Source organism: Blautia sp. CAG:237, assembly GCF_000436615.1.
Taxonomy (GTDB): domain Bacteria; phylum Bacillota; class Clostridia; order Lachnospirales; family Lachnospiraceae; genus Blautia_A; species Blautia_A intestinihominis.
The window spans coordinates 1-23,145 of the sequence record NZ_FR886729.1; the positions used below are offsets into that span (position 1 = coordinate 1).

29 protein-coding genes and 2 pseudogenes are annotated in these 23,145 nt (G+C 45.9%); 9 read left to right on the forward strand and 22 right to left on the reverse strand.

Annotated features, from left to right (window positions below; all coding sequences use genetic code 11):
• Positions 1 to 761: 761 nt before the first annotated feature.
• Positions 762 to 1,154, reverse strand: coding sequence for a 30S ribosomal protein S9 (gene rpsI, locus QZL69_RS06720; RefSeq protein WP_005427589.1), 393 nt, complete (start codon positions 1,152 to 1,154; stop codon positions 762 to 764).
• 16 nt (positions 1,155 to 1,170) lie between these two features.
• Positions 1,171 to 1,599, reverse strand: coding sequence for a 50S ribosomal protein L13 (gene rplM, locus QZL69_RS06725; RefSeq protein WP_005427591.1), 429 nt, complete (start codon positions 1,597 to 1,599; stop codon positions 1,171 to 1,173).
• A 330-nt stretch (positions 1,600 to 1,929) separates the two neighbouring features.
• On the opposite strand from rplM, the gene QZL69_RS06730 reads away from it, so the two are divergent.
• Complete coding sequence (locus tag QZL69_RS06730) at positions 1,930 to 2,493, forward strand: TetR/AcrR family transcriptional regulator (protein WP_022214455.1); 564 nt, start codon at positions 1,930 to 1,932, stop codon at positions 2,491 to 2,493.
• A gap of 119 nt (positions 2,494 to 2,612) precedes the next feature.
• The gene (locus QZL69_RS06735; RefSeq protein ID WP_022214456.1) at positions 2,613 to 4,580 is read left to right on the forward strand and encodes an oleate hydratase; all 1,968 of its coding nucleotides are present in this window, start codon (positions 2,613 to 2,615) and stop codon (positions 4,578 to 4,580) included.
• Positions 4,581 to 4,771: 191 nt separating this feature from the next.
• Here the strand turns inward: QZL69_RS06735 and QZL69_RS06740 are convergent, their stop codons facing one another.
• The 17 genes and pseudogenes from QZL69_RS06740 to QZL69_RS06820 all read right to left on the reverse strand — a co-directional run bounded on the left by QZL69_RS06740 (position 4,772) and on the right by QZL69_RS06820 (position 16,382).
• Complete coding sequence (locus QZL69_RS06740; protein WP_022214457.1) at positions 4,772 to 5,296, reverse strand: hypothetical protein; 525 nt, start codon at positions 5,294 to 5,296, stop codon at positions 4,772 to 4,774.
• An 18-nt stretch (positions 5,297 to 5,314) separates the two neighbouring features.
• Positions 5,315 to 5,464, reverse strand: a pseudogene (locus QZL69_RS06745) (glycine radical domain-containing protein); the annotation flags it as partial.
• 46 nt (positions 5,465 to 5,510) lie between these two features.
• Positions 5,511 to 6,041, reverse strand: coding sequence for a EutP/PduV family microcompartment system protein (locus QZL69_RS06750; RefSeq protein WP_022214459.1), 531 nt, complete (start codon positions 6,039 to 6,041; stop codon positions 5,511 to 5,513).
• Positions 6,042 to 6,059: 18 nt separating this feature from the next.
• Positions 6,060 to 6,491 carry a BMC domain-containing protein gene (locus QZL69_RS06755; protein ID WP_022214460.1) on the reverse strand — a complete coding sequence of 144 codons (432 nt, stop codon included), beginning with the start codon at positions 6,489 to 6,491 and terminating at the stop codon, positions 6,060 to 6,062.
• 10 nt (positions 6,492 to 6,501) lie between these two features.
• The gene (locus tag QZL69_RS06760; RefSeq protein ID WP_022214461.1) at positions 6,502 to 6,867 is read right to left on the reverse strand and encodes a BMC domain-containing protein; all 366 of its coding nucleotides are present in this window, start codon (positions 6,865 to 6,867) and stop codon (positions 6,502 to 6,504) included.
• A gap of 248 nt (positions 6,868 to 7,115) precedes the next feature.
• On the reverse strand, positions 7,116 to 7,907 hold the full coding sequence (locus tag QZL69_RS06765) for an urease accessory protein UreD (protein ID WP_022214462.1): 792 nt from the start codon (positions 7,905 to 7,907) through the stop codon (positions 7,116 to 7,118).
• A 3-nt stretch (positions 7,908 to 7,910) separates the two neighbouring features.
• Positions 7,911 to 8,519: an urease accessory protein UreG gene (gene ureG, locus QZL69_RS06770; protein WP_022214463.1), complete on the reverse strand. Its 609-nt coding sequence runs from the start codon at positions 8,517 to 8,519 to the stop codon at positions 7,911 to 7,913.
• Between the two features lie 89 nt (positions 8,520 to 8,608).
• Positions 8,609 to 9,304: an urease accessory protein UreF gene (locus tag QZL69_RS06775; RefSeq protein WP_022214464.1), complete on the reverse strand. Its 696-nt coding sequence runs from the start codon at positions 9,302 to 9,304 to the stop codon at positions 8,609 to 8,611.
• Positions 9,305 to 9,315: 11 nt separating this feature from the next.
• Positions 9,316 to 9,795 (reverse strand): urease accessory protein UreE, encoded by a 480-nt coding sequence (locus QZL69_RS06780; protein ID WP_022214465.1) that lies wholly within the window; start codon positions 9,793 to 9,795, stop codon positions 9,316 to 9,318.
• Positions 9,796 to 9,824: 29 nt separating this feature from the next.
• Complete coding sequence (locus tag QZL69_RS06785; RefSeq protein WP_022214466.1) at positions 9,825 to 10,331, reverse strand: AmiS/UreI family transporter; 507 nt, start codon at positions 10,329 to 10,331, stop codon at positions 9,825 to 9,827.
• A 22-nt stretch (positions 10,332 to 10,353) separates the two neighbouring features.
• Positions 10,354 to 12,075, reverse strand: coding sequence for an urease subunit beta (gene ureB, locus QZL69_RS06790; RefSeq protein WP_022214467.1), 1,722 nt, complete (start codon positions 12,073 to 12,075; stop codon positions 10,354 to 10,356).
• Between the two features lie 35 nt (positions 12,076 to 12,110).
• Positions 12,111 to 12,479: an urease subunit beta gene (gene ureB, locus QZL69_RS06795; protein WP_022214468.1), complete on the reverse strand. Its 369-nt coding sequence runs from the start codon at positions 12,477 to 12,479 to the stop codon at positions 12,111 to 12,113.
• Positions 12,480 to 12,491: 12 nt separating this feature from the next.
• Entirely contained in the window at positions 12,492 to 12,794 is a 303-nt protein-coding gene (gene ureA / locus QZL69_RS06800; RefSeq protein ID WP_022214469.1) for an urease subunit gamma, read from the reverse strand.
• 195 nt (positions 12,795 to 12,989) lie between these two features.
• Entirely contained in the window at positions 12,990 to 14,060 is a 1,071-nt protein-coding gene (gene trpS, locus QZL69_RS06805; RefSeq protein WP_022214470.1) for a tryptophan--tRNA ligase, read from the reverse strand.
• Positions 14,057 to 15,574, reverse strand: a complete 1,518-nt coding sequence (locus QZL69_RS06810) for a citrate/2-methylcitrate synthase (RefSeq protein WP_022214471.1) — start codon at positions 15,572 to 15,574, stop codon at positions 14,057 to 14,059. The genes trpS and QZL69_RS06810 overlap by 4 nt, the downstream gene beginning before the upstream one ends.
• 193 nt (positions 15,575 to 15,767) lie before the next feature.
• Positions 15,768 to 16,025, reverse strand: coding sequence for an AlbA family DNA-binding domain-containing protein (locus tag QZL69_RS13975; RefSeq protein WP_118698165.1), 258 nt, complete (start codon positions 16,023 to 16,025; stop codon positions 15,768 to 15,770).
• A gap of 3 nt (positions 16,026 to 16,028) precedes the next feature.
• A complete protein-coding gene (locus QZL69_RS06820; protein ID WP_022214472.1) occupies positions 16,029 to 16,382 on the reverse strand; it encodes an arsenate reductase family protein in 354 nt (117 codons plus the stop codon).
• A gap of 221 nt (positions 16,383 to 16,603) precedes the next feature.
• Here QZL69_RS06820 and QZL69_RS06825 point away from each other — a divergent pair, with 221 nt between their 5' ends.
• Genes QZL69_RS06825 through QZL69_RS06835 form a run of 3 tightly spaced genes read left to right on the forward strand, consistent with a single transcriptional unit; the run spans position 16,604 to position 18,369 of the window.
• A complete protein-coding gene (locus QZL69_RS06825) occupies positions 16,604 to 17,137 on the forward strand; it encodes a DUF3877 family protein (protein WP_022214473.1) in 534 nt (177 codons plus the stop codon).
• 14 nt (positions 17,138 to 17,151) lie between these two features.
• The gene (bsh, locus tag QZL69_RS06830; RefSeq protein WP_022214474.1) at positions 17,152 to 18,126 is read left to right on the forward strand and encodes a choloylglycine hydrolase; all 975 of its coding nucleotides are present in this window, start codon (positions 17,152 to 17,154) and stop codon (positions 18,124 to 18,126) included.
• Positions 18,127 to 18,144: 18 nt separating this feature from the next.
• A complete protein-coding gene (locus QZL69_RS06835) occupies positions 18,145 to 18,369 on the forward strand; it encodes a hypothetical protein (protein ID WP_022214475.1) in 225 nt (74 codons plus the stop codon).
• A 20-nt stretch (positions 18,370 to 18,389) separates the two neighbouring features.
• Here the strand turns inward: QZL69_RS06835 and QZL69_RS06840 are convergent, their stop codons facing one another.
• Together QZL69_RS06840 and QZL69_RS06845 are read right to left on the reverse strand one after the other, a co-directional pair.
• A complete protein-coding gene (locus QZL69_RS06840; RefSeq protein WP_022214476.1) occupies positions 18,390 to 19,373 on the reverse strand; it encodes an AraC family transcriptional regulator in 984 nt (327 codons plus the stop codon).
• A 192-nt stretch (positions 19,374 to 19,565) separates the two neighbouring features.
• Positions 19,566 to 20,114, reverse strand: coding sequence for a substrate-binding domain-containing protein (locus QZL69_RS06845; protein WP_022214477.1), 549 nt, complete (start codon positions 20,112 to 20,114; stop codon positions 19,566 to 19,568).
• Between the two features lie 241 nt (positions 20,115 to 20,355).
• On the opposite strand from QZL69_RS06845, the gene QZL69_RS06850 reads away from it, so the two are divergent.
• The 4 genes from QZL69_RS06850 to QZL69_RS06865 are packed head-to-tail and all read left to right on the forward strand — an operon-like array spanning position 20,356 to position 22,230.
• Positions 20,356 to 20,568, forward strand: coding sequence for a response regulator (locus tag QZL69_RS06850; protein ID WP_022214478.1), 213 nt, complete (start codon positions 20,356 to 20,358; stop codon positions 20,566 to 20,568).
• Positions 20,516 to 21,136 carry a response regulator gene (locus QZL69_RS06855; RefSeq protein WP_022214479.1) on the forward strand — a complete coding sequence of 207 codons (621 nt, stop codon included), beginning with the start codon at positions 20,516 to 20,518 and terminating at the stop codon, positions 21,134 to 21,136. Before QZL69_RS06850 ends, QZL69_RS06855 begins: the two co-directional genes overlap by 53 nt.
• Positions 21,084 to 21,821 (forward strand): sensor histidine kinase, encoded by a 738-nt coding sequence (locus tag QZL69_RS06860; protein WP_022214480.1) that lies wholly within the window; start codon positions 21,084 to 21,086, stop codon positions 21,819 to 21,821. Before QZL69_RS06855 ends, QZL69_RS06860 begins: the two co-directional genes overlap by 53 nt.
• Before the next feature lie 25 nt (positions 21,822 to 21,846).
• Positions 21,847 to 22,230, forward strand: a complete 384-nt coding sequence (locus tag QZL69_RS06865) for a DUF3783 domain-containing protein (protein ID WP_022214481.1) — start codon at positions 21,847 to 21,849, stop codon at positions 22,228 to 22,230.
• A gap of 84 nt (positions 22,231 to 22,314) precedes the next feature.
• On the opposite strand, the pseudogene QZL69_RS06870 reads toward QZL69_RS06865, so the two are convergent.
• Positions 22,315 to 23,145 (reverse strand): annotated as a pseudogene (locus QZL69_RS06870) (arabinose isomerase); the annotation flags it as partial.

Consider the following 23,145-nt stretch of genomic DNA (forward strand, 5'->3'; position numbering starts at 1 on the left):
TCTCCCTCAGGCCACCTAATTTCAGCGCCGGCTTTGACCTGTCTGATACTTGCTCTCCCTCAGGCCACCTAATTTCAGCGCCGGCTTTGACTTGTCTGATACTTGCTCTCCCTCGGGCCACCTAATTTCAGCGCCGGCTTTGACCTATCTGATACTTGTTTGCCCTCAGACCATCTAATTTCAGAACAGACTTTGACTTGCCTAATACTTGCTCTCCATCAGATCATCTGATTTCAGAGCAGGCTTTGACTTGTCTAGTACTTGCCCTCCCTCGGGCCATACAACTTGCCAGAATTTTGTTGACTTTGTATGGACTTGCTATTGCTATAGTCATTCTCAATCACAATTTTTGTGGACTTTCACTGTACTTTCTTACCTGTTAGTCATTTCTCGACTCAATTTCCGTTGGTCTGTTCTGTATTTACTCTTATCCGAGCCATTGTATCTCCTTTGATTCGTAGACCCGCCCTATATTCTACCCGGTTCAGGTCATTGCACATATGTTGATTCGTAGACCTGCTCTTCCCTTTTCCCTGTCTGGGTCATTCAAATTCCATAGGCTTATAAATCAGGTCTCGGTTGTCTTAAATTCACTGGTTAATAATAGGATTCTTTCAATCATCAGCGGTAATATTTCTCTGATGATCAACTGTTAGATTCTTCTGAAATTAGAAACAATAGATATGTCTTTTAGAAAAACCCCGGAACCAAAGATTCCGGGGTTGGATATGCATCTGTATTCGAAAAAGTTTCGCTCCAGATTATCGTTTAGAGAACTGCGGTGCTCTACGAGCTGCTTTGAGACCGTATTTCTTACGTTCTTTCATACGTGGGTCACGTGTAAGGAATCCAGCAGCTTTGAGAACTGGTCTGTATTCTGCGTCTGCCTCAAGAAGGGCTCTTGCAACACCATGTCTGATGGCACCAGCCTGTCCTGTGTATCCGCCACCTTTAACGTTAACGAGAACGTCAAATTTGCCTTCTGTTTCTGTTGCAGCCAGTGGCTGACGAACGATAACTTTCAGAGTCTCTAATCCGAAGTATTCGTCGATGTCTCTTTTATTGATTGTGATTTTGCCTGTACCAGGTGTAAGGTAAACTCTTGCGATTGATTTCTTTCTTCTTCCTGTTCCGTAGAATTTTGCGCTAGCCAATGTCTCCTACCTCCTATTAAAATGTTAAGGTTTCCGGTTTCTGAGCTTCATGTTTGTGCTCTGGTCCGGCATAAACGAAAAGTTTCTTGTACATGGTTCTTCCCAGAGGTCCTTTTGGAAGCATACCTTTAACTGCCAGCTCGATAACCTTCTCCGGTTTCTTAGCCATCATTTCTTTTAATGTGGTTTCTTTCATTCCACCAACATAGTCGGAGTGATGATAGTAGATCTTCTGGTCCATTTTCTTACCAGTTACTTTAACTTTGTCAGCGTTAACGATGATAACGTAATCACCTGTATCAACGTGTGGTGTGAACTGTGGTTTGTTCTTTCCTCTTAATACGCTAGCAACACCAGATGCCAGACGGCCCAGTGTACAGCCTTCAGCGTCAACTACATACCATTTTCTTTCGATTTTATCTGGATTAGCCATATAAGTCTGCATGGTTTTACCTCCTGTTATTTATCAACGATAGTTTGTTTAATCACGAATTGTCGTGATATCATATATAATTCCTGGTGATCAGTGCAAATAACATATACTGCGGAAATGTCCGAAACCGCTGATAAAAACACCTTCGCCGGGGCTTTGGCTCAGGAGTCATCGCACTACGTCACATTGGGTAATTTTACTATAACCCCTTCCATATGTCAACAGTTTTTTCCCAGTTTTTCGATATTTTTTTCCAATAAAAAAATGTTTCCTCTCATCGTGCTTGTAGTGCCCCTGATTTACGGATATAATAAGAAGAAAAGGAAAACGGAGGAACAGCTTTTGTCCAACATGACCAAACGGGCTCTGGAAGAATCGCTCAAGCGTCTTCTTCTCAAAAAGCCTCTGACAAAGATCACGATCAACGACCTCACCACTGACTGCGGGATCAGCAGAATGACTTTTTATTATCATTTCAAGGATATCTATGACCTGGTGGAATGGGTCTGCCTCGAAGAATCCACACGTGCACTCCAGGGTAAAAAGACATCGGGCGACTGGCAGGAAGGACTTCTGCAGATTTTTGAGGCAGTCTACGAAAACAAAGCTTTCATTATGAATGCCTACAGTTCCCTGCACCGTGAACAGATTGAAAACTTCCTCTTCCGCCTGACCCACGATCTGATCATGGGTGTTGTCGAGGAACAGTCCATCGGGACATCCATCACTCAGGCGCAGAAAAATTTTATCGCTGATTTCTATAAGTACAGTTTTGTCGGCATCATGCTCGACTGGATCTGCCAGGGAATGAAATCCGACTACGCTTCTATCTGCCAGAATATGTGCACCACCCTTCATGGAAATATCTCAAATTCCATCAAAAACTTTACAAAATCGACAAAGTGATAAGATTTTACTCATTTCGCCTCTTTTGTAAATTGAAAAACCTGCAAAATGGCAATACTATAGGAGACAGAAACAGAGAAATACACATCATCATAAACAAATGAAAGGTGGTTTTTTATATGTCTAAAAAAGGATTAAAACTTGGTATCGCACTTGCAGCAGGAGCCGGAGCAGCCGCAATGCTCGCAAAAAACTCTCAGGAAAATAAAGAGATCAAAGCTACAAAAGCAAAGAAAGCCGAAGCTGCCAGATCTGACTACCGCAATACAGAACGCGGCAAATACGAAAAGAACAGCAAAGGCATCTACTATACAAATGGTAACTACGAAGCATTTGCCCGCCCGGAGAAACCGGAAGGCGTAGATGACAAACACGCTTACATCGTCGGAAGCGGTCTTGCATCTCTTGCCGCAGCCTGCTTCCTTGTCCGTGACGCACAGATGCCTGGTTCTCATATCCACATCCTCGAAGCCATGGACATTGCCGGTGGTGCCTGCGATGGTATCTTTGATCCGACACGTGGCTACATCATGAGAGGCGGCCGTGAAATGGAAAACCACTTCGAATGCCTCTGGGATCTGTTCCGCAGCATTCCTTCCATTGAAACACCTGGTGTTTCTGTTCTGGACGAATATTACTGGCTGAACAAACATGACCCGAACTACTCTCTCTGCCGTGCAACTGTAAACCGCGGCGAAGACGCTCATACAGACGGCAAGTTCAACCTCAGCCAGAAGGGCTGCATGGAGATCATGAAACTCTTCATGACAAAGGACGAAGACCTCTACGATAAGACCATCGAGGATGTTTTCGACGATGAAGTATTTAATTCCACCTTCTGGCTGTACTGGAGAACCATGTTCGCATTCGAAAACTGGCACAGTGCCCTGGAGATGAAGCTTTACTTCCAGCGTTTCATCCACCACATTGCAGGACTTCCGGATTTCAGTGCCCTGAAATTCACCAAATACAACCAGTACGAATCCCTGATCCTTCCAATGCAGAAATATCTGGAGGAAGCAGGTGTTGACTTCCAGTTCAACACAGAAGTTACCAACGTGATCTTTGAATTCAAGGATGACAAGAAGATCGCATCTGCGATCGAATGCAAGGTAAATGGCGTAGAAAAAGGCATCGTCCTTACTGAAAACGACCTCGTATTCGTCACAAACGGAAGCTGTACAGAAGGTACGATCTATGGTGATCAGAACCATGCACCGAACGGCGACGCGGAAGTTCGTACAAGCGGCTGCTGGTCCCTCTGGAAAAATATCGCAGCGCAGGATCCATCTTTCGGACATCCAGAAAAATTCTGCTCCGATATCAGCAAGACCAACTGGGAATCTGCAACTGTCACAACTCTGGATGACAAGATCATTCCTTATATCACGGACATCTGCAAACGTGATCCACGTACCGGCAAGGTTGTTACAGGCGGTATCGTAAGCTGCCAGGATTCCAAGTGGCTTTTAAGCTGGACTATCAACCGTCAGGGACAGTTCAAGGATCAGGACAAAGATAAGGTCTGCGTATGGGTTTACGGTCTGTTTACAGACGTACCTGGCGACTATGTCAAGAAACCGATGAAAGACTGTACCGGTAAAGAGATCACCGAAGAATGGCTGTACCATCTTGGTGTTCCGGAAGACCAGATCGAAGACCTCGCAGAAAACAGTGCGGTATGTGTACCGACCATGATGCCATATATCACCGCATTCTTCATGCCGAGAACCAAAGGCGACCGCCCGGACGTTATCCCGGATGGCTGTGTAAACTTCGCATTCCTCGGCCAGTTCGCAGATACTCCGCGTGATACCGTATTCACCACAGAATACTCTGTCAGAACCGCTATGGAAGCTGTTTACGGACTCCTCGGCGTTGACCGTGGCGTACCGGAAGTATGGGGAAGCGTTTACGATATCCGTGAACTCTTAAGCAGCAGCGTGAAGCTGATGGACGGCAAATCCCCGCTGGAGATTGACATCCCGGGTGCAAACCTTATCCTGAAACCAGTACTTCATTTCATCAAGGGAACCGTGATCGAGAAAGTATTGAGAGATTATGATGTGCTGAAAGATGGTATGTGATTTTTATAATGAAATAAAAAATGTGCAATGTTTCTATAATATGTGCTACTGCATGCAAGAATCAACTGTGATATCTTAATGTTGCACACATATTCAGTGAAAGCCTGGAATGGGTCATACCGACCCGTTCCAGGCTTTTCTACGCCAAAAGAGCACCTGCTGTCCGGGACAGTCAAATGCTCTTTTTGGTGTTACTTTCGTCTATCTTTTATTTTAGAGATTATAGTGAAGAAATTTTCATCTTCCGCTCCGAAATTTTCACGCTCTTTTTTTCGGGATGTGCGGTTTTTGTTTATGTAAGATTTAAAGGCATCTTTTGTTCCAGCCCAGAAGGTCAGTAAAGAAACACCTTTTTCTCTGTCGTGCTTTGAGGGAAACAGCACATACAAAAGAAGTGCGATCAGCACACCTCCTCCTGTATCAAGGATGCGGGCGATTGTGTATGGGAGTACCCGCTCCGTACCAACTGTGTAGATCACGACAAAGTAAATAACACTTCCAGGCTGAATCGCTGAGTCTGCACCCAGTGCAAAACACGGATTTCTTTTGCTTAGGAGGTATTCATAAACTACGGCGGTGATCAATACTGCCAGAGCAGTACGCCACATCCTCGCCCGGATCCGGGGAGATTTGAAATTCCTGAGTGGCGTAAGCTGCCATTTGTCAGGCACCTGTGCTCTGTCTAGCATTTCCTGCGGTCCAAATCCAAATGCCATAACAATATCAGTCCCTTATTACAGTCTCTTATGGCAGGTACGTGCGATAACGTCAAGCTGCTGTTTCTTTGTCAGGGAAATGAACTTAACAGCGTATCCGGAAACACGGATGGTAAAGTTCTGATATTCTTCTTTTTCCGGATGTTCCATTGCGTCGATCAGTTTCTTCATAAGTAATTTATCTTTTTAATTATATATACGACTCTCGCATTTATCACCGAATGCTCTCCGGATACTCCACGCCCTCCGGAAGTGGCTGCCATTCGTTCAGGCCAAGGCTCTGCTTGAACTTCGCCTGCTCCAAGGTGAGTTTCGGAAGGTCATCCTTGAGGTAATCCATCAGTTCTGAGATTCCTTCTCTCGTTACGTTGTTGACCTCGAAGATCCGCTCGCAGCCCATATTCTCCATCCACTGGCGGACCATTGGAAGGTTCGCATAGGGGGAGTCTACTTTCGTGATAATGCCGATCAGCGGGCGAAGGAGAAAGTTCCTGCTTCCGTCGCTGAACAGGTTAAACGGCTCGTTTGCCGCCTGCACGATCGCGATCACGTCTGCCTCGAAGGAAAAACATGCCAAGCCGACGCTGAAATGCTTGGATTCTGCGTATTCTCCCGGGGAATCGATCGTATCTTCATTTGAATTTGTATACTGGGTCTTGTGATAGTGAAGTTCCTCACCCTTCAAAGCCTGGGTCAGGGAAGTCTTACCTGCCTCACTTCGCCCCATCAAAAAAACTTTCTTCATTATTTATCCTGTCCTGTTTCAGCTTTTGTGAATCTCACATACATTAAAGTTCAGCTCATCGCGGAAAAATCTGACGACTTCCTCGATCGCAGTCAGCACCTGTGATAAACCGCCGAGTATGATCAGCGCACCACTGAACCTGTCCATAAAACCAACCTCAACATCAGCAGCCTTGACTGCAACATCTGTCGCAACTACGATTGCCTCCCATGGTGTGATACGGATGATGCCAATGGACTCTCCTGTATGATCCTCGCCCTCATGTACACCAATATGAAGTGCCAGATTCTGATACACCGATGGATCTGAAGGTGTAAAAACATGGGCAAAATCGATGGATTTACCAGGAACCCGTACACGTGTCATGCGGAGTTTCTTTCCCTTCAGATGCTCATAATCATCATTAAACAGCTTCTCGAGAAGTTCTTCTCTCGTTATTCGTTCTTCCATGTCCTACGTCCTATCTCTTGGTGATCTTGCAGACTACGTATCCCAGAGTGTCACGGAAATAATCGACAACCTCTGTCATCGCGGACATAACGTCTGAAATCTCTCCTGTAATGATCATGGTTCCTGTAAAACGGTCTGCAAATCCAAGATAGACATTGCCGCTCTTGACTGCGATATCGGATGCGATGACTGCAGATTCTGACGGAGTCATGTTCATGATCCCGATCGCGGATGAACGGTAGTCCACCTGCGGGTTCAGTCCGAGTTTCTGATATATGATCGGAGCCGGGCCGCCCATTACATGTGCAAAGGTAATCTCCTTACCTGCTACAGTCTCCTGCACGATTCTGATCTGATCTCTATGTTCATCTGCCATTAATAGCTCCTCACTTTCACTATGTATATTAGTGCCAAATACTCTCTATCTAATATTACTAATTGTACTATTTTGTATACATAATGTCAAGGCGATTTTCCTTCAAGTCAGCAAAAAACAACTATTTTACAAAAAGGAATCCACACAAAACAACATTTTGTTTTTTCTATCGGATTTAAAATGCACAAAAAAACAACTGCTCCGGATCTGCTCCAAAACAGTTGCTTTTTTGAATATAAATATAGTTTTCAATCCATGCTCTGGATCTTTTCTGATATCTTAAGAAGGGGCTCTGAGCCTCTTCCAAGGATACGCACAGCCGCATCGCCGCTTGCGATCCTTGTCACACCGCCTTCAATCTCCGGTGTTTCATCGAGGAGTTCTCTCACTTCACTCATCCAGGATTCTGATTTCTCAATGTTAAAAAACACCAGATTCAGAAGATGTGTAAATCCTTCGTACATCCCGGTTCCGCTCATTTCAAAGAGCTTCGGGTCATACCGGGTATTGTCAAGATAAATGAGATTCCCCTCTTCTCTGACTGCCACATGGTTATGGTAAAAACGATAGGCAAACGCCTCGCCGCAGGCAGCTCTTCCACAGGAAAGGATCTCCTGGAACAGAAGCCGGGAAGTTTTTTCTTTCAGCTCGATCTCCAGATGATTCTCAAAGGCAGAATCTTTGAACGGGATGGTTGGAAGCGGTGCATATTTGAGGTACGCATCCGGCTCCACGACGATCCTGGTCTCCCGCCGCGCCATGCCCTCTTTCATTTTGTGGATCTTCTCATATGCCTGTGACAAATATTCCAGGCTGGTTCCCGGATTTACATGGATGTCAAATTTCTGCACATCCCCTTCCATGATGCCAGCCGATGCAGAAAGCACCATCACCTGCATAAAATCTTCCCGAAGATAAAATGGAAGCATCACCTTGAAAGGCGCTGTAAAAAACACATCACTCAGCACGGCTTTTCCATCTCTCAGTTCTGTTTCCAGTCTTACCTCCGATGTCTTTCCAAATTTATTTTCTGTCGTCACGCTTTAACATCCTTCCAGAAGTACATTTTTCTTGATCCAGTCGATCACGGCATCTGTGCCGTCCAGTCCGCGGATATTTGTAAAAAGGAACGGTCTCTCGCCTCGCATTTTCTTTGAGTCTCTTTCCATAACAGAAAGGTCCGCACCGACATACGGAGCCAGGTCGATCTTGTTGATGACGAGAAGATCTGACTTGGTGATTCCAGGTCCGCCTTTTCGCGGGATCTTGTCGCCCTCTGCCACATCAATGACGAAGATCGTCGCATCTACGAGTTCCGGGCTGAAAGTTGCGGAAAGGTTGTCACCGCCGCTCTCGATGAACAGAAGCTGAATATCAGGGAATTTTTCCATCATCTCTTCTACTGCTTCCAGGTTCATGGAAGCGTCTTCACGGATTGCGGTGTGCGGGCAGCCGCCGGTCTCTACGCCTGTGATCCGCTCGCGTGGAAGAACAGAGTTTTTGCTCAGGAATTCTGCATCTTCCTTTGTATAGATATCATTGGTGATAACACCAATGCTGTATTCAGAAGCCATCTGTCTTGTAAGACATTCAATCAGGGCAGTCTTGCCGGAACCAACCGGTCCTGCCACGCCAATTTTTACGTATGACATTGTTCCTCATCCTCTCATTATTTTCTCATAATCATTCAAAATCCTTATCGTGCAAGCACGAACGGCTTTTTGAACTTTTCTCCCTGGTATCAGGACATGTAAATCCTCGAATACAGTCCTTCATGCTGCATACACCGAAGGTCAAATCCCGGGCCGGAAAGTCCGAGCCATTCTTCCCCGAGCTCTTTCACTTCCCTGGTCAGTTTCTGGAGAAGCGGGTAGCACCCACTCAAAAGTTTCTGCCCGGAAGACTGGCTTAACGGAATCGTTTTTACACAGTTTGTGACCATTGCAGAGGTCTGCGCATACAGAAAATGTTCCAGTGCCTCTTCTCTGGTGATCCCTGCCGCCCCGCAGAAAACACCGTATGCCACTGCATGATGCACGCTTTTTCCTTTCCGTGCCTCTCTGTATTCCTCAAAAACACGGTTCTCGCGCGGAATCTCAAGCGCCGACAGAGTTTTGATAAAACGTGAACCCAGTTTCCGGCTTGCTTCTCTTGTTTCGCGCGGGATTTTTCCGGCTTCCATGATCTCTTCCAGACGGGAGATTGCCGTCAGATCTCCACGGACCGCGTACTCCCAGCCAAGTCTCACTGCCAGAAATTCATTATACAAAAAATTATATTCGAGCCGCTTGTGGATAAATTCTTCTGCACTGTCCTCATCATGAACAATTCCCTTCTGGATATAAGTTTCCAGCCCGTAGGAGTGGGAATATCCACCAATCGGAAACAGTGCATCATTTACCTGTAGCAGAAAAAATTTCGCTGTTCCTTCTGTCATAGACGTACCTCCTAGTGGGTATGGGAATGTACGGAAGCAGAAATCCTTCTGTCAAAATCCAGTTTGGATTCTTTTACCTCTGTGGAAACACCGTGGAGTTTGTCCAGCATTACCTGCATCGGTTCGTTATATGGTGTGATGAAAGTTCCCTCTTTCGCACCCCAGAACAGTGGTGCATGACGGTTTCCGATTTCGTAGCACACCTTTGCCACCATATGTGGATGATGTTCGTCGACAGTGACTACGATCACCTCGCAGGGAGGGATGTTTACCGCATACACGGTATCACCCTCCACTGCGAGAACATCATCCTGATTCAGCCCTCTGGTCAGCACAGAGTCATCCAGGCGGATGCCGAGTTCTGTGCCTCCCTGACTTGTTTTTCTGTGAAGTTTTTTGAATGCTTCATCCCAGTGGATGTCCACGTAATCCACCTTTTTTCCGGAGAACTCTCCGTCTGTCAGTTTTCCCAGAATTTTTTCACAAATCATTGTATGTTCCTCCTCGCGGAATTACCTTTTTACCACTTTCCGATCAGCATCAGCACGCCAGGGATCCAGGCGGTCACGATGCCCTCAAATACCTGCAGGGCCGGCACAAACTTGCCGAGTTTTTTGCCCATGATGTCCTCAACGAAGGATGTTCCCCAGAGGATCGCCCAGAGATACCAGATCGCAGCCCAGCGGATGTCCGGCTGGATACCAAGAGCTGTACTTCCGGTAAAACCTTCCAGTGTTCCAAATACCACTGCGTTGATCGCTACAAATGTGGAAAACCATGCGAACGGAATGCCGCTCAGTTTAAAAATATTATTGACTGCCACAAATAAATAAGTGAAGCAGAACAGAAGTCCTGTTCCTGCTGCGTAATAATTTCCCTGCACAAGATTTACAAAGTTGATGAACAGAGAAAGTCCTCCGGTAAAAATATTCATCACTGCGAGGGATTTTCCATCTACTTTATAAAAGTTGCAGATACCGTTGTTGATCAGGACAATTCCTACAAATAATAAACAAACACCTAACATTTATGCCCTCCTCAGAAAGTCATCAGAACAGATTGTATAACTGTGTCAGCGGAAGTTTTTTCGCCGGTTTGGATGTGATGCTGACTCCGTCGGCTTTTACTTCGTATGTTTCCGGATCTACCGTGATCTCCGGTGTTTTGTCGTTAAATACCATGTCTTTCTTTCCGATGTTTCGGCAGTTTTCTACAGGCACGACAGTTTTTTCCAGACCGTATTTCTCTTTGATATTTTCTTCCATGGCTGCCCTGGATACGAAGGTCAGGCAGGATGCGTATTTTGCTTTTCCATGTGCTGCAAACATCGGCTGGTAGAATACCGGCTGTGTGGTCGGAATGGAGGCGTTGGCATCACCCATCTTGGATGCGATGATCATACCGCCTTTGATAACCATATCCGGTTTTGCTCCGAAGAATGCCGGGTTCCAGAGAACGAGATCAGCAAATTTTCCTGGCTCCACAGATCCTACATACTTGGAAATACCGTGTGTGATTGCCGGGTTGATGGTATATTTGGAAACATATCGTTTTACACGGAAGTTGTCGTTTCCGTGACCTTCATCTTCTGGAAGCGGTCCTCTCTCGCCTTTCATCTTGCTTGCTGTCTGCCAGGTACGGGTGATGACCTCACCGATACGTCCCATTGCCTGGGAATCGGAGCTCATCATGCTGAACACACCCATATCGTGAAGGACATCCTCTGCTGCGATCGTTTCCGGACGGATACGGGAATCTGCAAAAGCGACATCTTCCGGGATCTTTTTGTCCAGATGGTGGCATACCATCAGCATGTCCAGATGCTCATCCAGAGTATTTACAGTGAATGGCATGGTCGGGTTTGTGGAAGAAGGAAGGATGTTCGAGGTTGCTGCTGCTTTGATGATGTCCGGTGCATGTCCGCCGCCGGCACCTTCTGTATGGTATGTATGGATGGTTCTTCCTCCGATGGCATTGATGGTATCTTCTACGCATCCGCCTTCGTTCAGGGTATCTGTATGGATGGCAACCTGTACATCATATTCATCTGCCACATTCAGACAATGGTCGATGACTGCCGGAGTTGCCCCCCAGTCCTCATGGATTTTGAGACCCATCGCACCTGCTTTGACCTGCTCGATCAGAGGTTTCTCATCGGAGCAGTTTCCTTTTCCGAGGAAACCTAAGTTCATCGGATATTCCTCTGCTGCCTTGAGCATCATTTCCATGTTCCATGGTCCTGGTGTACAGGTCGTTGCGTTTGTTCCGTCTGCCGGGCCAGTTCCGCCGCCGATCATGGTTGTCACACCGGAGTACAGCGCACAGTCGATCTGCTGCGGGCAGATGAAGTGGATATGCGTATCAATACCGCCTGCTGTCACGATCATTCCTTCGCCTGCAAGAGCCTCGGTGGAAGCACCTACGGTCATGCCCGGTGTCACACCGTCCATCACGCTTGGGTTTCCTGCTTTACCGATTCCTTTGATCTTGCCATCCTTGATTCCGATATCGGCTTTGATGATCCCTGTGCTGTCTACGATCAGGGCGTTTGTGATAACAAGATCCAGATCACCGTCTGCGCTTGTTGTCTTAACGGACTGTCCCATACCATCACGGATCGTCTTGCCGCCGCCGAATTTAATTTCATCACCATAAGTGGTGTAGTCTTTTTCTACCTCAATGATCAGATCTGTATCTGCCAGACGTACTTTATCTCCAGTTGTCGGGCCGTACATCATTGCATATTTTTCACCGGAAATTTTTACACTCATGAATCTGTTTCCTCCTTTTTTCTGTCAGAATCTACTTACTCTTTTGGCATGAAGCCTTTGGTGCGGGCGTTATTAAGAGCTGCTTCTTTGTTGACTTCTGAAATCTGCGCGCAGGTCAGGTCGTTCAGACCGAAGACTCTCTTTGTTCCACCGATCGCGGTAAGCTGGACTTCTTTTTCTTCACCTGGTTCAAAGCGGACAGAAGTTCCGGAAGGGATGTCCAGATGAAAACCATATGCTTTTTCTCTGTCGAATTTAAGGTAACGGTTTACCTCAAAAAAATGGAAATGTGAGCCAACCTGGATCGGACGGTCGCCGGTGTTTGCCACTTTGACTGTGACGGTAGGTTTGCCCTCGTTTAATGTAATCTCTCTGTCCAATGGAATGATTTCGCCAATTTTCATAGTTGTCCTCCTTTACTGAATCGGATTGTGTACTGTTACAAGTTTGGTTCCATCTGGAAATGTTGCCTCTACCTGTACTTCATGTACCATGTCTGCGACACCGTCCATAACGTCGTCTTTTGTCAGCATTTTGGTACCGAGCTGCATCAGTTCGACTACTTCTTTGCCGTCTCTTGCAAGTTCAAGAAGTTCTGAGCTGATATAGGCAACTGCTTCCACATAATTCAGTTTCACGCCTCGTTCCTTCCGCTCTTTTGCCAGATTTCCTGCCATATGGAGCATAAGCTTTTCCTGTTCCTTTGGATTTAAACGCATTACATTTCCTCCTTTATGGGTATTTAGAAAATAAAAAAAGCAAACGAAAAAGTCTCCTAGACTTCTTCGTCTGCTTAGTTCCTCTCGGAATATGCGGTATTATAGCATTGATTTTTGTCGATTGTCAATACTATTTTTTATTGTTGGTCATACCACTTGCAGTTGTGATTATTACATATAGCCGTTGCAGGCTGATCATTTCTGATACATATCAGACTGGTCGCTGTCAAAGTAGTTGATCCTCATGGATGCTTTAACGTCATTCAGGGTCTCGGCTGCTTTGGCTTCCGCTACCCTGCTGCCTTCTCTGAGGATATCCATAACATCCGGGATGCGCTGCTCCCATTCTTTTCTTCTTGCACGGATCGGTGAAAGTTCTGCCTGCATAACGTTGTTCAGGAATTTCTTAACCTTGACATCGCCAAGACCGCCTCTGCGGTAGTGATCCTCGAGCTCTTCGAGGTTCTGGTATTCCGGCAGGAATTCCGGGAAATACTCATCCTTGCAGAATGCTTCCAGGTAGATGAATACCGGATTGCCCTCTACGCGGCCTGGGTCCTGTACACGGAGATGATTCGGGTCTGTGAACATGGACATGATCTTTTTCTTGACATCTGCTTCTTCGTCAGAGAGGTAGATGCAGTTGCCAAGGGACTTGCTCATTTTGGCCTTGCCATCGATACCTGGCAGACGTAAGCATGCCTTGTTGGACGGCAGAACGATCTTAGGATCGGTCAAAGTCTCACCGTATACGGTATTGAATTTGTGCACGATCTCCTTGCACTGCTCGATCATCGGCATCTGGTCCTCGCCAACCGGCACATGTGTTGCACGGAAAGCAGTGATATCTGCTGCCTGGCTGATCGGATAACAGAAAAATCCAACCGGGATGCTTGCTTCGAAGTTACGCATCTGGATCTCGGATTTAACGGTAGGGTTACGCTGCACACGTGCAACAGTAACAAGGTTCATATAATAAAATGTCAGTTCTGTCAGTTCCGGTACCATAGACTGGATAAAGATCGTGGACTTCGCCGGGTCGATACCGCATGCGAGGTAATCCAGTGCAACCTGGATGATGTTCTGACGTACTTTCTCCGGATGCTCGGCGTTGTCTGTCAGTGCCTGTGCATCTGCGATCATGATATAAACTTCATCGTAATCACCGGAATTCTGGAGTTTGACACGCTCCTTCAGTGATCCTACATAATGTCCTACATGAAGTCTTCCGGTAGGACGGTCACCTGTTAAAATAACCTGTTTCATTTATTCTTCTTCTCCTCAGGGCACTTCTTCGAATCCTGCGGTGCCTCTTTTTCTATAGTTTCTGCCTTTTCTTCCGGCTGTCCTGCTTCTTCCTTTTCTAATTCTCTCAGTACTTCCTCGCAGCCTTCCTCCGGCGCTCTCTCGTCAAACGGAACAAAGCTTGCATGATGTCCCACATATTTGTATGCCGGACGGATGATCTTGCTTGCGTTGAGGATCTCTTCAAGACGATGCGCGCTCCATCCCGGGATACGTGCGATCGCGAAAATCGGCGTGAACAGCTCTTTCGGGATTCCAAGCATAGTATATACGAAACCGCTGTAAAAGTCTACGTTTGCGCAGACATTTTTGAAAAGTCTTCTCTGTTCCATGACCAGTCTTCCGGCAAGGCGTTCTACGAGTTCGTAGAGGGCAAATTCCTTCATCATGCCCTTCTCCATTGCGAGGTCTTTGGCGAAGCGTTTCAAGATGACTTCACGTGGGTCAGAAAGGGTATAAACGGCGTGTCCCATACCGTAGATCAGACCGCTGTGGTCGAAGACTTCTTTGTTGAGGATCTTGCGGAGATAGCTTTCCACTTCTTTCTCATCGGTCCAGTCTTTGACGTTTGCCTTGATATCCTCGAACATGTTCTGGACTTTGAGGTTTGCACCACCATGACGAGGTCCCTTGAGGGAACCGATGGATGCTGCAACGGAAGAATAGGTGTCTGTTCCTGATGAGGTAACTACGTGTGTGGTGAATGTAGAGTTGTTACCACCGCCGTGCTCTGCATGAAGGATCAGTGCGATGTCGAGAACCTTTGCTTCCAGTTCTGTGTATTTGCCGTCCGGACGGAGCATCAGAAGGATGTTTTCTGCGAGGGAAAGGTCCTTCTGTGGGTTGCGGATGAACAGGGTCTCATCTTTACGGAAATGTCTGTAGGAATGATAGGAATATACTGCGATCAGAGGCAGTTTCGCGATCATTTCGATACTCTGACGGAGAACGTTTTCTGCGGAGTTGTCCTCTGGTTTGGAGTCGTAGGTGTACAGAGTGAGGATGCATCTCTGCATTGCGTTCATGATATCGCCGTTGGAAGCTTTCATGACAACGTCACGGACAAAACGACCGGACAGGGTCTCGAAGTTTGCCATAATGTTTTTGAAAACTTCCATGTCCTTGTCGGATGGAAGTCTGCCGAACAGAAGGAGGTAAATGGTTTCCTCAAAACCGAATTTACGTCCTTTGAGGCCGTCTACGATATCGTTTACATTATATCCCTGATAGTACAGTCTGCCGTGTGCAGGGATCTTGCGCCCGTTGATCAGGTCGTAACCTGTAACATCGGAAATCTCGGTAAGTCCTGTCAGGACACCTTTACCTGCGGAGTCACGAAGACCTCTCTTTACATCGTATTCTACATAGAGATTTGGGTTGATCCGATGGCCATTCATCAGTTCTTCCCCAAGAAGCTCCATACTGTCTTTCAGAGTGCCCATCTCGTCAAGATTTAACATTTCATGATCTGCCATTTATTCTCTCTCCTTCATCTGTGTATTTCTTGTACTGGTATGATAATAAAAATTTTCTATTATTCAATGGTCTGTTATAATACATATTCGTGCTTTACCAGACTAAATTGTAATTTATTTTACACGAATGCATGCAAAAATACAATAGATAAATGGAGAAAACTTTCGTGGAGGAAAATTTTACAGTAAAAAATCATCCGTCAGTATGTGGGCCGCTATAAAATACTTCAATCCGCGGAATATATCTGGGTGTGATCATGTTGCAATACTGAAAAATCTCCTGCTGTACAGAATCCAGCGTATTTCGTGGAAGACCTTTGAGCGGGAGTATGGGAATCCCTTCTTCGGCCTGAATCCCTATGACAAGATAACCACCATTTACATTAGGAAAGTCATTCGCAAATGCACAGATCGTGTGGATAATATCGTTGGGGTTCCAGCATTCTTTAATCCTTCACCCCCGTATCTTCTCCTCCCACTCCTTCTCGCGGAAACCGGTCAGGACGAAGTCTTCGCCAATTACGAGGGGGCGTTTGACCAGCATGCCGTCGGTAGCGAGGAGTCTGAGCTGTTCGTCTTCGGTCATCTCTGGAAGCTTATCCTTGAGGTTCATCTGCTTGTAGAGCATGCCGCTGGTGTTGAAGAACTTCTTGAGCGGCAGTCCGCTTTTTCCGTACCATTCCTTTAATTCCTCGTAAGTAGGATTCTCATCCACGATCGCGCGTTCCTCAAAAAAGATTTTATGCTCCTCCAGCCATTTGAGGGCTTTCTGACAGGTGCTGCATTTTCGGTATACCAATACTAACATAATGATGTTCCTCCTCTTTATAGAGATATTAAGCCTCTTTTGTTCTATGATACCTTACCGCCACTGTACTGTCAACGAGCAGTTTTTGTAAGGTTTTGTCGAAAAACAGCTGATGTGAAATGGTTGTTTTTTGTAACTATTTTCTTCTGCCGGTCTGGTAATCTCGGTGAGAATCTGGTACAATATGTTGCAGTGAATTAACTTGTTTAGGAGGTCCCATCATGGGTTATGATAAACTTGAAAGAAATTTAATCGACATCATCAAAGAAGAGCAGGCGAAGCTTGGATTTTTTAGGGAGGATATCCGTCTGTACTATCCGCTTTCTTCTCTGAATCACTTCTTTGATGCTGCTGACACTGCTGATGAGATGCAGGCACGTCTTGAAGTGCTTCCTGCTTCTATTACAGACAAACTCGGAGACATTGAGGTTTCCCACAAGGGCGACCGCTTCTGTTTCCATATTCCACAGCAGGGCACTGTCTATGTGCATAATAACACTGCCGGAAATGAATTTATCAAGGAGCTTGTCAATCTGGTCGGCAGACATGGCTGTACCATGGATGAAATCCTGGATCTGTTCCATACTCATTCTGATAATGTCATTACAGAAGAAATGGACAACGGGGAATTCGACCGCCTGATCCGCTTTGGAGACAAACCAGACGACACTTATTACTATTGTTTCAAAGACGAAGGATGCCACATCATCTACCACCGCTTCCTTCCAGAAGACTACGCTGATTTCGATTTCTGATAAGGAGATTTTTTATGTGTACTGCTGCCACTTACAAAACCAGAGATTTTTATTTCGGAAGGACTCTCGATTATGAGTTTTCCTACGGCGACCAGATCACGATCACGCCGCGGAATTACCCTTTTCATTTCCGTCATGCAGGAGTGATCGATACGCACTTTGCGATCATCGGCATGGCACATGTTGCTGAGAATTACCCGCTGTATTACGATGCCATCAACGAGAAAGGGCTCGGCATGGCAGGACTGAATTTCGTCGGAAACGCCGCCTATGCAGACGTAAAGCCAGGGCTTGACAACATTGCACAGTTTGAATTCATCCCGTGGATTCTCAGCCAGTGCGCTTCCGTCGCAGAAGTCCGCACACTTCTGGCCAGAATGAACCTGGTAAACACACCGTTCAGCAAACAGTTTCCACTGGCACAGCTCCACTGGATCATCTCCGACAAGGAGGAATCCATCACCGTGGAATCCATGTCCGACGGGCTTCATATCTACGACAATCCGGTGGGTGTCCTCACCAACAATCCACCATTTCCACAGCAGATGTTCCAGTTAAACAACTACATGCATCTGTCGCCAAAACAGCCTGCCAATACTTTTGCTGACGATCTGGCACTTTCCGCCTACAGCCGCGGCATGGGGGCACTCGGACTTCCGGGCGACCTTTCTTCTGCTTCCCGCTTTGTCCGAGTCGCCTTTACCAGAATGAACGCAAGATCCGGCGATTCCGAACTGGAAAGCGTCAGCCAGTTTTTCCATATCCTTGGCTCCGTTGACCAGCAGAGAGGCTGCTGTGAAGTTGCAGACGGCAAATATGAGATCACACTCTACACATCCTGCTGCAATGCCACCAAGGGCATCTACTACTACACCACTTACGAAAATCATCAGATCACCGCAGTTGACATGAAACGGGAAAATCTGGACAGCCGGACACTTATCTGTTATCCTGTCATTCAGGGCGAAAAGATCCATTTTCAGAATTAATCGAACAGGAGGAACCATATGAATTTTGGAGGCTTATTTCAGTTAAAAAATTCCTGGGCTGCTTTTACCAGAAATCATCCCAAATTTCCTAAATTTCTTCAGGCCGCAGGTGCTGCGATCACACCAGATACCATCATCGAGATCAAAGTGACCACTCCGACCGGCAAAAAGATCGAAACCAATCTCAAAGTCAGACAGTCCGACATTGAACTTGTCAAAAACCTCGCCAACAGCGCGAAATAAAAAAAGTGAAAAGATATGGTCTACAGCCGTACCTTTTCACTTTTTTTATTTGCCACGCGAAACGCCCGTGGCGTCATATTATAACGTTCTTTAAATACCCGGTGAAAATAACTTCCATTCTCGTAGCCGACCGCCGCGATCACATCACTGATTGGCAGGTCCGTCTCACACATCAGCTCTGCCGCCTTGCTCAGACGCTTGCGCTGGAGCAGTTCTTTGAAGTTAAAACCGGTGTTTTTCCTGATCATCTTACTCAGTACATGCATCGGAAGATGAAGCTGTTCGCAGAGTTCTGTCAGGGTCGCCGTCCTGTACTGCTGCTCGATATAATCCAGTGTCGTCATGGAGATCATATTTTCATACTGGTTCGGAAGCCGCATTTCCGCATACTGCACCGATTCCAGAAGATATAGAAAGATAAGCCCCATCGTCGTCTGATTGATCCGATTCTGATCGCCCTTGCCTGTCACCAGTGAGTAGATCATATTTTCCAGAAGATTCTGGATCTGCAGCACTTCTGCCACCTTGAAATGAAGGTATTCGCCGCGCTCATCATCCTGCCGGAGCACATTTACCAGAAAATCCGCCAGCACATTGTTATTCCCCGCCATCGTATAAGCCACATCAAAAAACTCCGGAAGGATCATGAAATTGATCGCGATATCTTCTTCTCCCGCCGGCAGGATCTCATGCCTTGTAAACTGGTTCAGAAAAAGCAGTTCGCCCTGGCGGAGCACCACTTCCTTGCCGCCAATGATATTGGTAAGCTGTCCCTGACAGACATAAAGCACCTCGATAAAGTTATGGCGGTGCGACGGAAAATGCACGAACCGCGTATGTGTCCTGACCGCGATCAGCTTGCCCTCGCTGAGCATCTTGGCACTGTCCACGGTAAAATCCTTACCAGAGGTGTACAGATCCTTATCTACCTCCGCGACTCCGTCCAGGATCCGCTGTTCTTCCTCTGTGATTTTTCTTAAATGGTCCAATAAAGCCTGCTGCATATGGTATCTTCCTGCTTTCTGATCGTTACTTTTGCTGTTCCCTGCTTTTTTATATTCTAACACGTAACTTATGACGATTGCAATATCTCCCGGCTCCCGTACAACGCAGACAGGGCGAAGCCTTACGGTTCCGCCCTGTCCTTTAAGGATTTATCATATTCAGAAAAACTTTAGCTTCTCCAAACGCGCTGATTAGTACAGTTTAGCGTAGTCAGCTACGTTGTCTGGTGTGAACTGAAGTGGCTCGCCAAGAACGATTTCTGTTCCTTCGTCATCAGCTGTTGTGATTGTGAATTCACCCATGTCGCCAGCTGTGAATGTTTCGTCAACTGCACCAGTGATGTCACCTTTTACAAGTGCCATTGTTGCATATGCGGAAAGTTTTCCAAGACCTTCCATATCCCACAGATAGAAGTATGGGCAGGAATGTGCATCGTCATCACCTGTGTACTCAACCATTTCGGACGGAAGTCCAAGACCTGTCAGTTTGCAGGAAGATTCGTTGTCCTGAAGGTATTTAGCTGCTGCAGCGATACCAACTGTTGTAGGTGCGCAGATAACTTTCAGATCTGGGTAGTTCTGAAGAAGAGCTGCTGTCTGGTCTGTAGATTTACCAGCACCGTTTTCACCCATAAGTGCGTGAACTTCGCCAGATTTTAACTGGAACTGTACATTGTTCAGTGCCTTAACGCCCGGGAAAATCTTCGTTATGCCTTTAAGTTCAAGAACATATTCAGACACGGCTCTTTCCTCCCTTTTCTTTAAATCTGTATTTATTGTAGCATTGGTTATTTTTTTAGGAAACGGGAAAATATTTTGAATCAGGGTAAAATATTTTCCACTTATCTGCATAAAACATCTTTCATTTTTTCTCGTAATCTTGTATAAAATATGCTAAACTGTTTTGTGGATCGTTTTCATATGGAAACAATCTTATCATAATAAACAATTTTCTTTTTTTACAAATACCAAGGAGAATATTATGAAACTACTGATTGTTGATGACGAAGAACTTACCCGTACCGGTGTGATCTCTTCGATTGACTGGGCTTCCCTTGGAATCAGCGAGGTGCTTCAGGCAGACGACGGTGTGCATGGTCTGGAAACTGCACAGCTTCACAGGCCGGAGATCATATTATGCGATGTCCGCATGCCGCGCATGGACGGAATCACTATGCTGGAAAATTCTTCCTGATACCGTCCCGATCTTTATGAGCGGATACTCTGACAAGGAATATCTCAAAGCTGCGATCAAGCTGAAAGCCGTCAATTACATCGAGAAGCCTTTCCGGCTCTCTGAGATCGAGGATGCCATCCGTGAGGCAAGGGATCTTTATATAAAGAAGGTCAATTCACGGCATGGCGAAACTCTTCATTCCATGGAAACTGCATCACGGCTTGCCCTGCAGCTTACTCTTCCATATTCACAGGATAACTCTGTGATCCGTCAGCTTTCTGATGAACTGCAGTTTACAATGAATTCTTCTACTTTTTTTACTGCTTTTATTGTAAAGACCGAATTATTTCTGGAAGCTTCCACGCCATCCATGGCTGATCTGTTTCAAAAGTTCCAGGATTTTCTGAATCCTTACCATATTACCTGCGTCTATCTCGAAAAGAAGCTTCAATATATGGTGTATTTTCTTTTTTCACAGACTCCGCCTTCCCGCCAGATCCTGACTCATGCCGGAAGTTTTCTGATGGAACACTTTGCGGAATTCGGAAGATATTCCATGGCCCGCGGAGGCACTGTCGAATATTGATCAGAATGCCGCATCCGCTCTGCTGGAAAAGCTTCTCCAAAGTTTTTCCAACAACTGCAAATTTCTTCAGAATCCGGTCAAAGACCTGTACTACAAGCTTTTTCTCTGTCTGGAGGATGCACGTCATCAGCAGAAAATTCCAGGTTCCGGCAATCCGGAAACTGTTGCGGAAACAATCGACAGATGTTTTACCTTCGGTGAACTTCACCAGACTCTTGTTGATAAAACAGAAGATTTTTTTAAGAAAGTTTCTGACTGTTCTCAGGAAAACCCTACTATTTTTCTGATCAGGGAATATATCAGCAAAAATTATATGAATGAAACTCTGTCTGTCAAAGATATCAGCAGTCACGTATTCCTGTCCACATCTTATGTATGTACTTTCTTTAAGAACAAAACTGGAACAATCGTCCTGACCGGATGGATCGAAGACACCTCCATTGTGCTTCTGATCTCAGATGACGGTGTCGGCATTCCTTCTGAGAAGCTTTCTGCTATTCTCTCCGGAAACGGGAACAGTACTTCCGGCGGCACTAACATTGCCGTTTATAACACGCATCGGCGACTTCAGATCCTCTATGGTCCTGATTATGGGCTGACCTATTCCAGCACTCCCGGAAGCGGTACGGAAGTGGAAATCCGGATTCCTGCGATCCGAAAGAGTGCCACAGAACATTCTAATTAATACTTTTTAAGAAAGGGATTTTTCTATGAAAACAGATGCTATGATTTTAATGTATAATTTCAAAGAAGATGAAAGAACACGGCAGATCCTACGTTATCTTAATATCGCAGGTATTTCCTGCAAAACAGTTTCTGTAACAGATTATCTGCATCCTCTTGGATATCTGTTCGGACTTCCTGGTTTTTCTCCTTCTCCACAGTTCAACCTGGGCGGGAATTTTACAGATGAGATGCTTGTCATGCATAATTTTTCGCAGGAACAACAGACAGATTTTCTGGGATTTTTCCACAGGAACGGGCTGGCTCCGGTGGATCTGAAAGCAGTGCTTACACCGGTTACGCAGCACTGGAGTTCGTTGAAGCTTCATGGAGAGTTGTCGAAGGAGCATACGTTGATGCACAAAAAATGATTTAAAAAAAGAGAGGCTGTACATCTGCACAGTCTCTCTCTTTTTTTGAATATGAATATGTGTTTCAAATATAGATGGTTTTTGTTATCTTGTTACGATATCAACCGGAATGTTGAAGATTTTTGCAACCTTCAGGATCGTGTCGATATGTCTTCCTGTAGCAGCTGCCATATGATGTGTCGGGCCTGCTTCGCTCCAGCGGTTTACAAACTCTCTTGCACCACAGGTGAAACGTGTTCTCATGTTGGTATCACCAAAGGAAAGGATCGGTCCTTCTTCGTTTACGCCTTCAGCAACAACGAATTTGAAGTGTCCGTCAGCATCCTGTGTGATCGCAAGATAGGTAACCGGACCTGTGTATGGATAGAACTGTGTCAGATATCCGCCGCCTGTTTTGCCGTGGAATACCGGTACGATCTTCATGGTAGGTTTCTTATCAGAGATATCAGCATCTCCGCTTCCGGAATGTCCGATGATGCAGATATCATCGTTGAAGTCGATGGAGTACATCTCAGAAAGCTGGCCTGTACCGGAAATGGTCTTGAGAATGCTCATTGCCATAGCAACCTTCATGTCACCTTCAACAGCGCATGCTGTACCCTGTTTGATCAACATGGAGAAGGCCGGGATCAGCATACTGTCAAGGACACCTGCCTTGCCCTGTGCAAATCCGTCATAATGGGAAGCAACCATGCTGAGATGTTCGTCTTTTACCCATTTCTCGAATGCAACAACGTATTTTGCCATATCCCATACTTTTTCGATTGTGCCGCCGTCCTCAATATCAAAAGTATCAAGAATATCCTGTGCTTTTGCACGGATTGCTTCTTCATCTGTGATATCATCAGCGATCGCCCACATTTTTTCCCAGTCAAACTGTTTGGTGTACAGGAACATTCTGTTGTACAGGTTTGT

Excerpts from the sequence above, each read along its gene's own strand:
- QZL69_RS06760 (WP_022214461.1), bottom strand. The coding sequence starts at position 6,867 with ATGGCAGATGAACATAGAGATCAGATCAGAATCGTGCAGGAGACTGTA.
- QZL69_RS06750 (WP_022214459.1), bottom strand. The coding sequence starts at position 6,041 with ATGAAGAAAGTTTTTTTGATGGGGCGAAGTGAGGCAGGTAAGACTTCC.
- QZL69_RS06755 (WP_022214460.1), bottom strand. The coding sequence starts at position 6,491 with ATGGAAGAACGAATAACGAGAGAAGAACTTCTCGAGAAGCTGTTTAAT.
- QZL69_RS06850 (WP_022214478.1), top strand. The coding sequence starts at position 20,356 with ATGAAACTACTGATTGTTGATGACGAAGAACTTACCCGTACCGGTGTG.
- trpS (WP_022214470.1), bottom strand. The coding sequence starts at position 14,060 with ATGAAACAGGTTATTTTAACAGGTGACCGTCCTACCGGAAGACTTCAT.
- QZL69_RS06740 (WP_022214457.1), bottom strand. The coding sequence starts at position 5,296 with ATGGCATTTGGATTTGGACCGCAGGAAATGCTAGACAGAGCACAGGTG.
- QZL69_RS06735 (WP_022214456.1), top strand. The coding sequence starts at position 2,613 with ATGTCTAAAAAAGGATTAAAACTTGGTATCGCACTTGCAGCAGGAGCC.
- ureG (WP_022214463.1), bottom strand. The coding sequence starts at position 8,519 with ATGTCATACGTAAAAATTGGCGTGGCAGGACCGGTTGGTTCCGGCAAG.
- QZL69_RS06865 (WP_022214481.1), top strand. The coding sequence starts at position 21,847 with ATGAAAACAGATGCTATGATTTTAATGTATAATTTCAAAGAAGATGAA.
- QZL69_RS06810 (WP_022214471.1), bottom strand. The coding sequence starts at position 15,574 with ATGGCAGATCATGAAATGTTAAATCTTGACGAGATGGGCACTCTGAAA.
- QZL69_RS06835 (WP_022214475.1), top strand. The coding sequence starts at position 18,145 with ATGAATTTTGGAGGCTTATTTCAGTTAAAAAATTCCTGGGCTGCTTTT.
- QZL69_RS06775 (WP_022214464.1), bottom strand. The coding sequence starts at position 9,304 with ATGACAGAAGGAACAGCGAAATTTTTTCTGCTACAGGTAAATGATGCA.
- bsh (WP_022214474.1), top strand. The coding sequence starts at position 17,152 with ATGTGTACTGCTGCCACTTACAAAACCAGAGATTTTTATTTCGGAAGG.
- QZL69_RS06855 (WP_022214479.1), top strand. The coding sequence starts at position 20,516 with ATGTCCGCATGCCGCGCATGGACGGAATCACTATGCTGGAAAATTCTT.
- QZL69_RS06840 (WP_022214476.1), bottom strand. The coding sequence starts at position 19,373 with ATGCAGCAGGCTTTATTGGACCATTTAAGAAAAATCACAGAGGAAGAA.
- ureB (WP_022214467.1), bottom strand. The coding sequence starts at position 12,075 with ATGAGTGTAAAAATTTCCGGTGAAAAATATGCAATGATGTACGGCCCG.
- QZL69_RS06825 (WP_022214473.1), top strand. The coding sequence starts at position 16,604 with ATGGGTTATGATAAACTTGAAAGAAATTTAATCGACATCATCAAAGAA.
- QZL69_RS06785 (WP_022214466.1), bottom strand. The coding sequence starts at position 10,331 with ATGTTAGGTGTTTGTTTATTATTTGTAGGAATTGTCCTGATCAACAAC.
- QZL69_RS06820 (WP_022214472.1), bottom strand. The coding sequence starts at position 16,382 with ATGTTAGTATTGGTATACCGAAAATGCAGCACCTGTCAGAAAGCCCTC.
- rplM (WP_005427591.1), bottom strand. The coding sequence starts at position 1,599 with ATGCAGACTTATATGGCTAATCCAGATAAAATCGAAAGAAAATGGTAT.
- ureB (WP_022214468.1), bottom strand. The coding sequence starts at position 12,479 with ATGAAAATTGGCGAAATCATTCCATTGGACAGAGAGATTACATTAAAC.
- QZL69_RS06780 (WP_022214465.1), bottom strand. The coding sequence starts at position 9,795 with ATGATTTGTGAAAAAATTCTGGGAAAACTGACAGACGGAGAGTTCTCC.
- ureA (WP_022214469.1), bottom strand. The coding sequence starts at position 12,794 with ATGCGTTTAAATCCAAAGGAACAGGAAAAGCTTATGCTCCATATGGCA.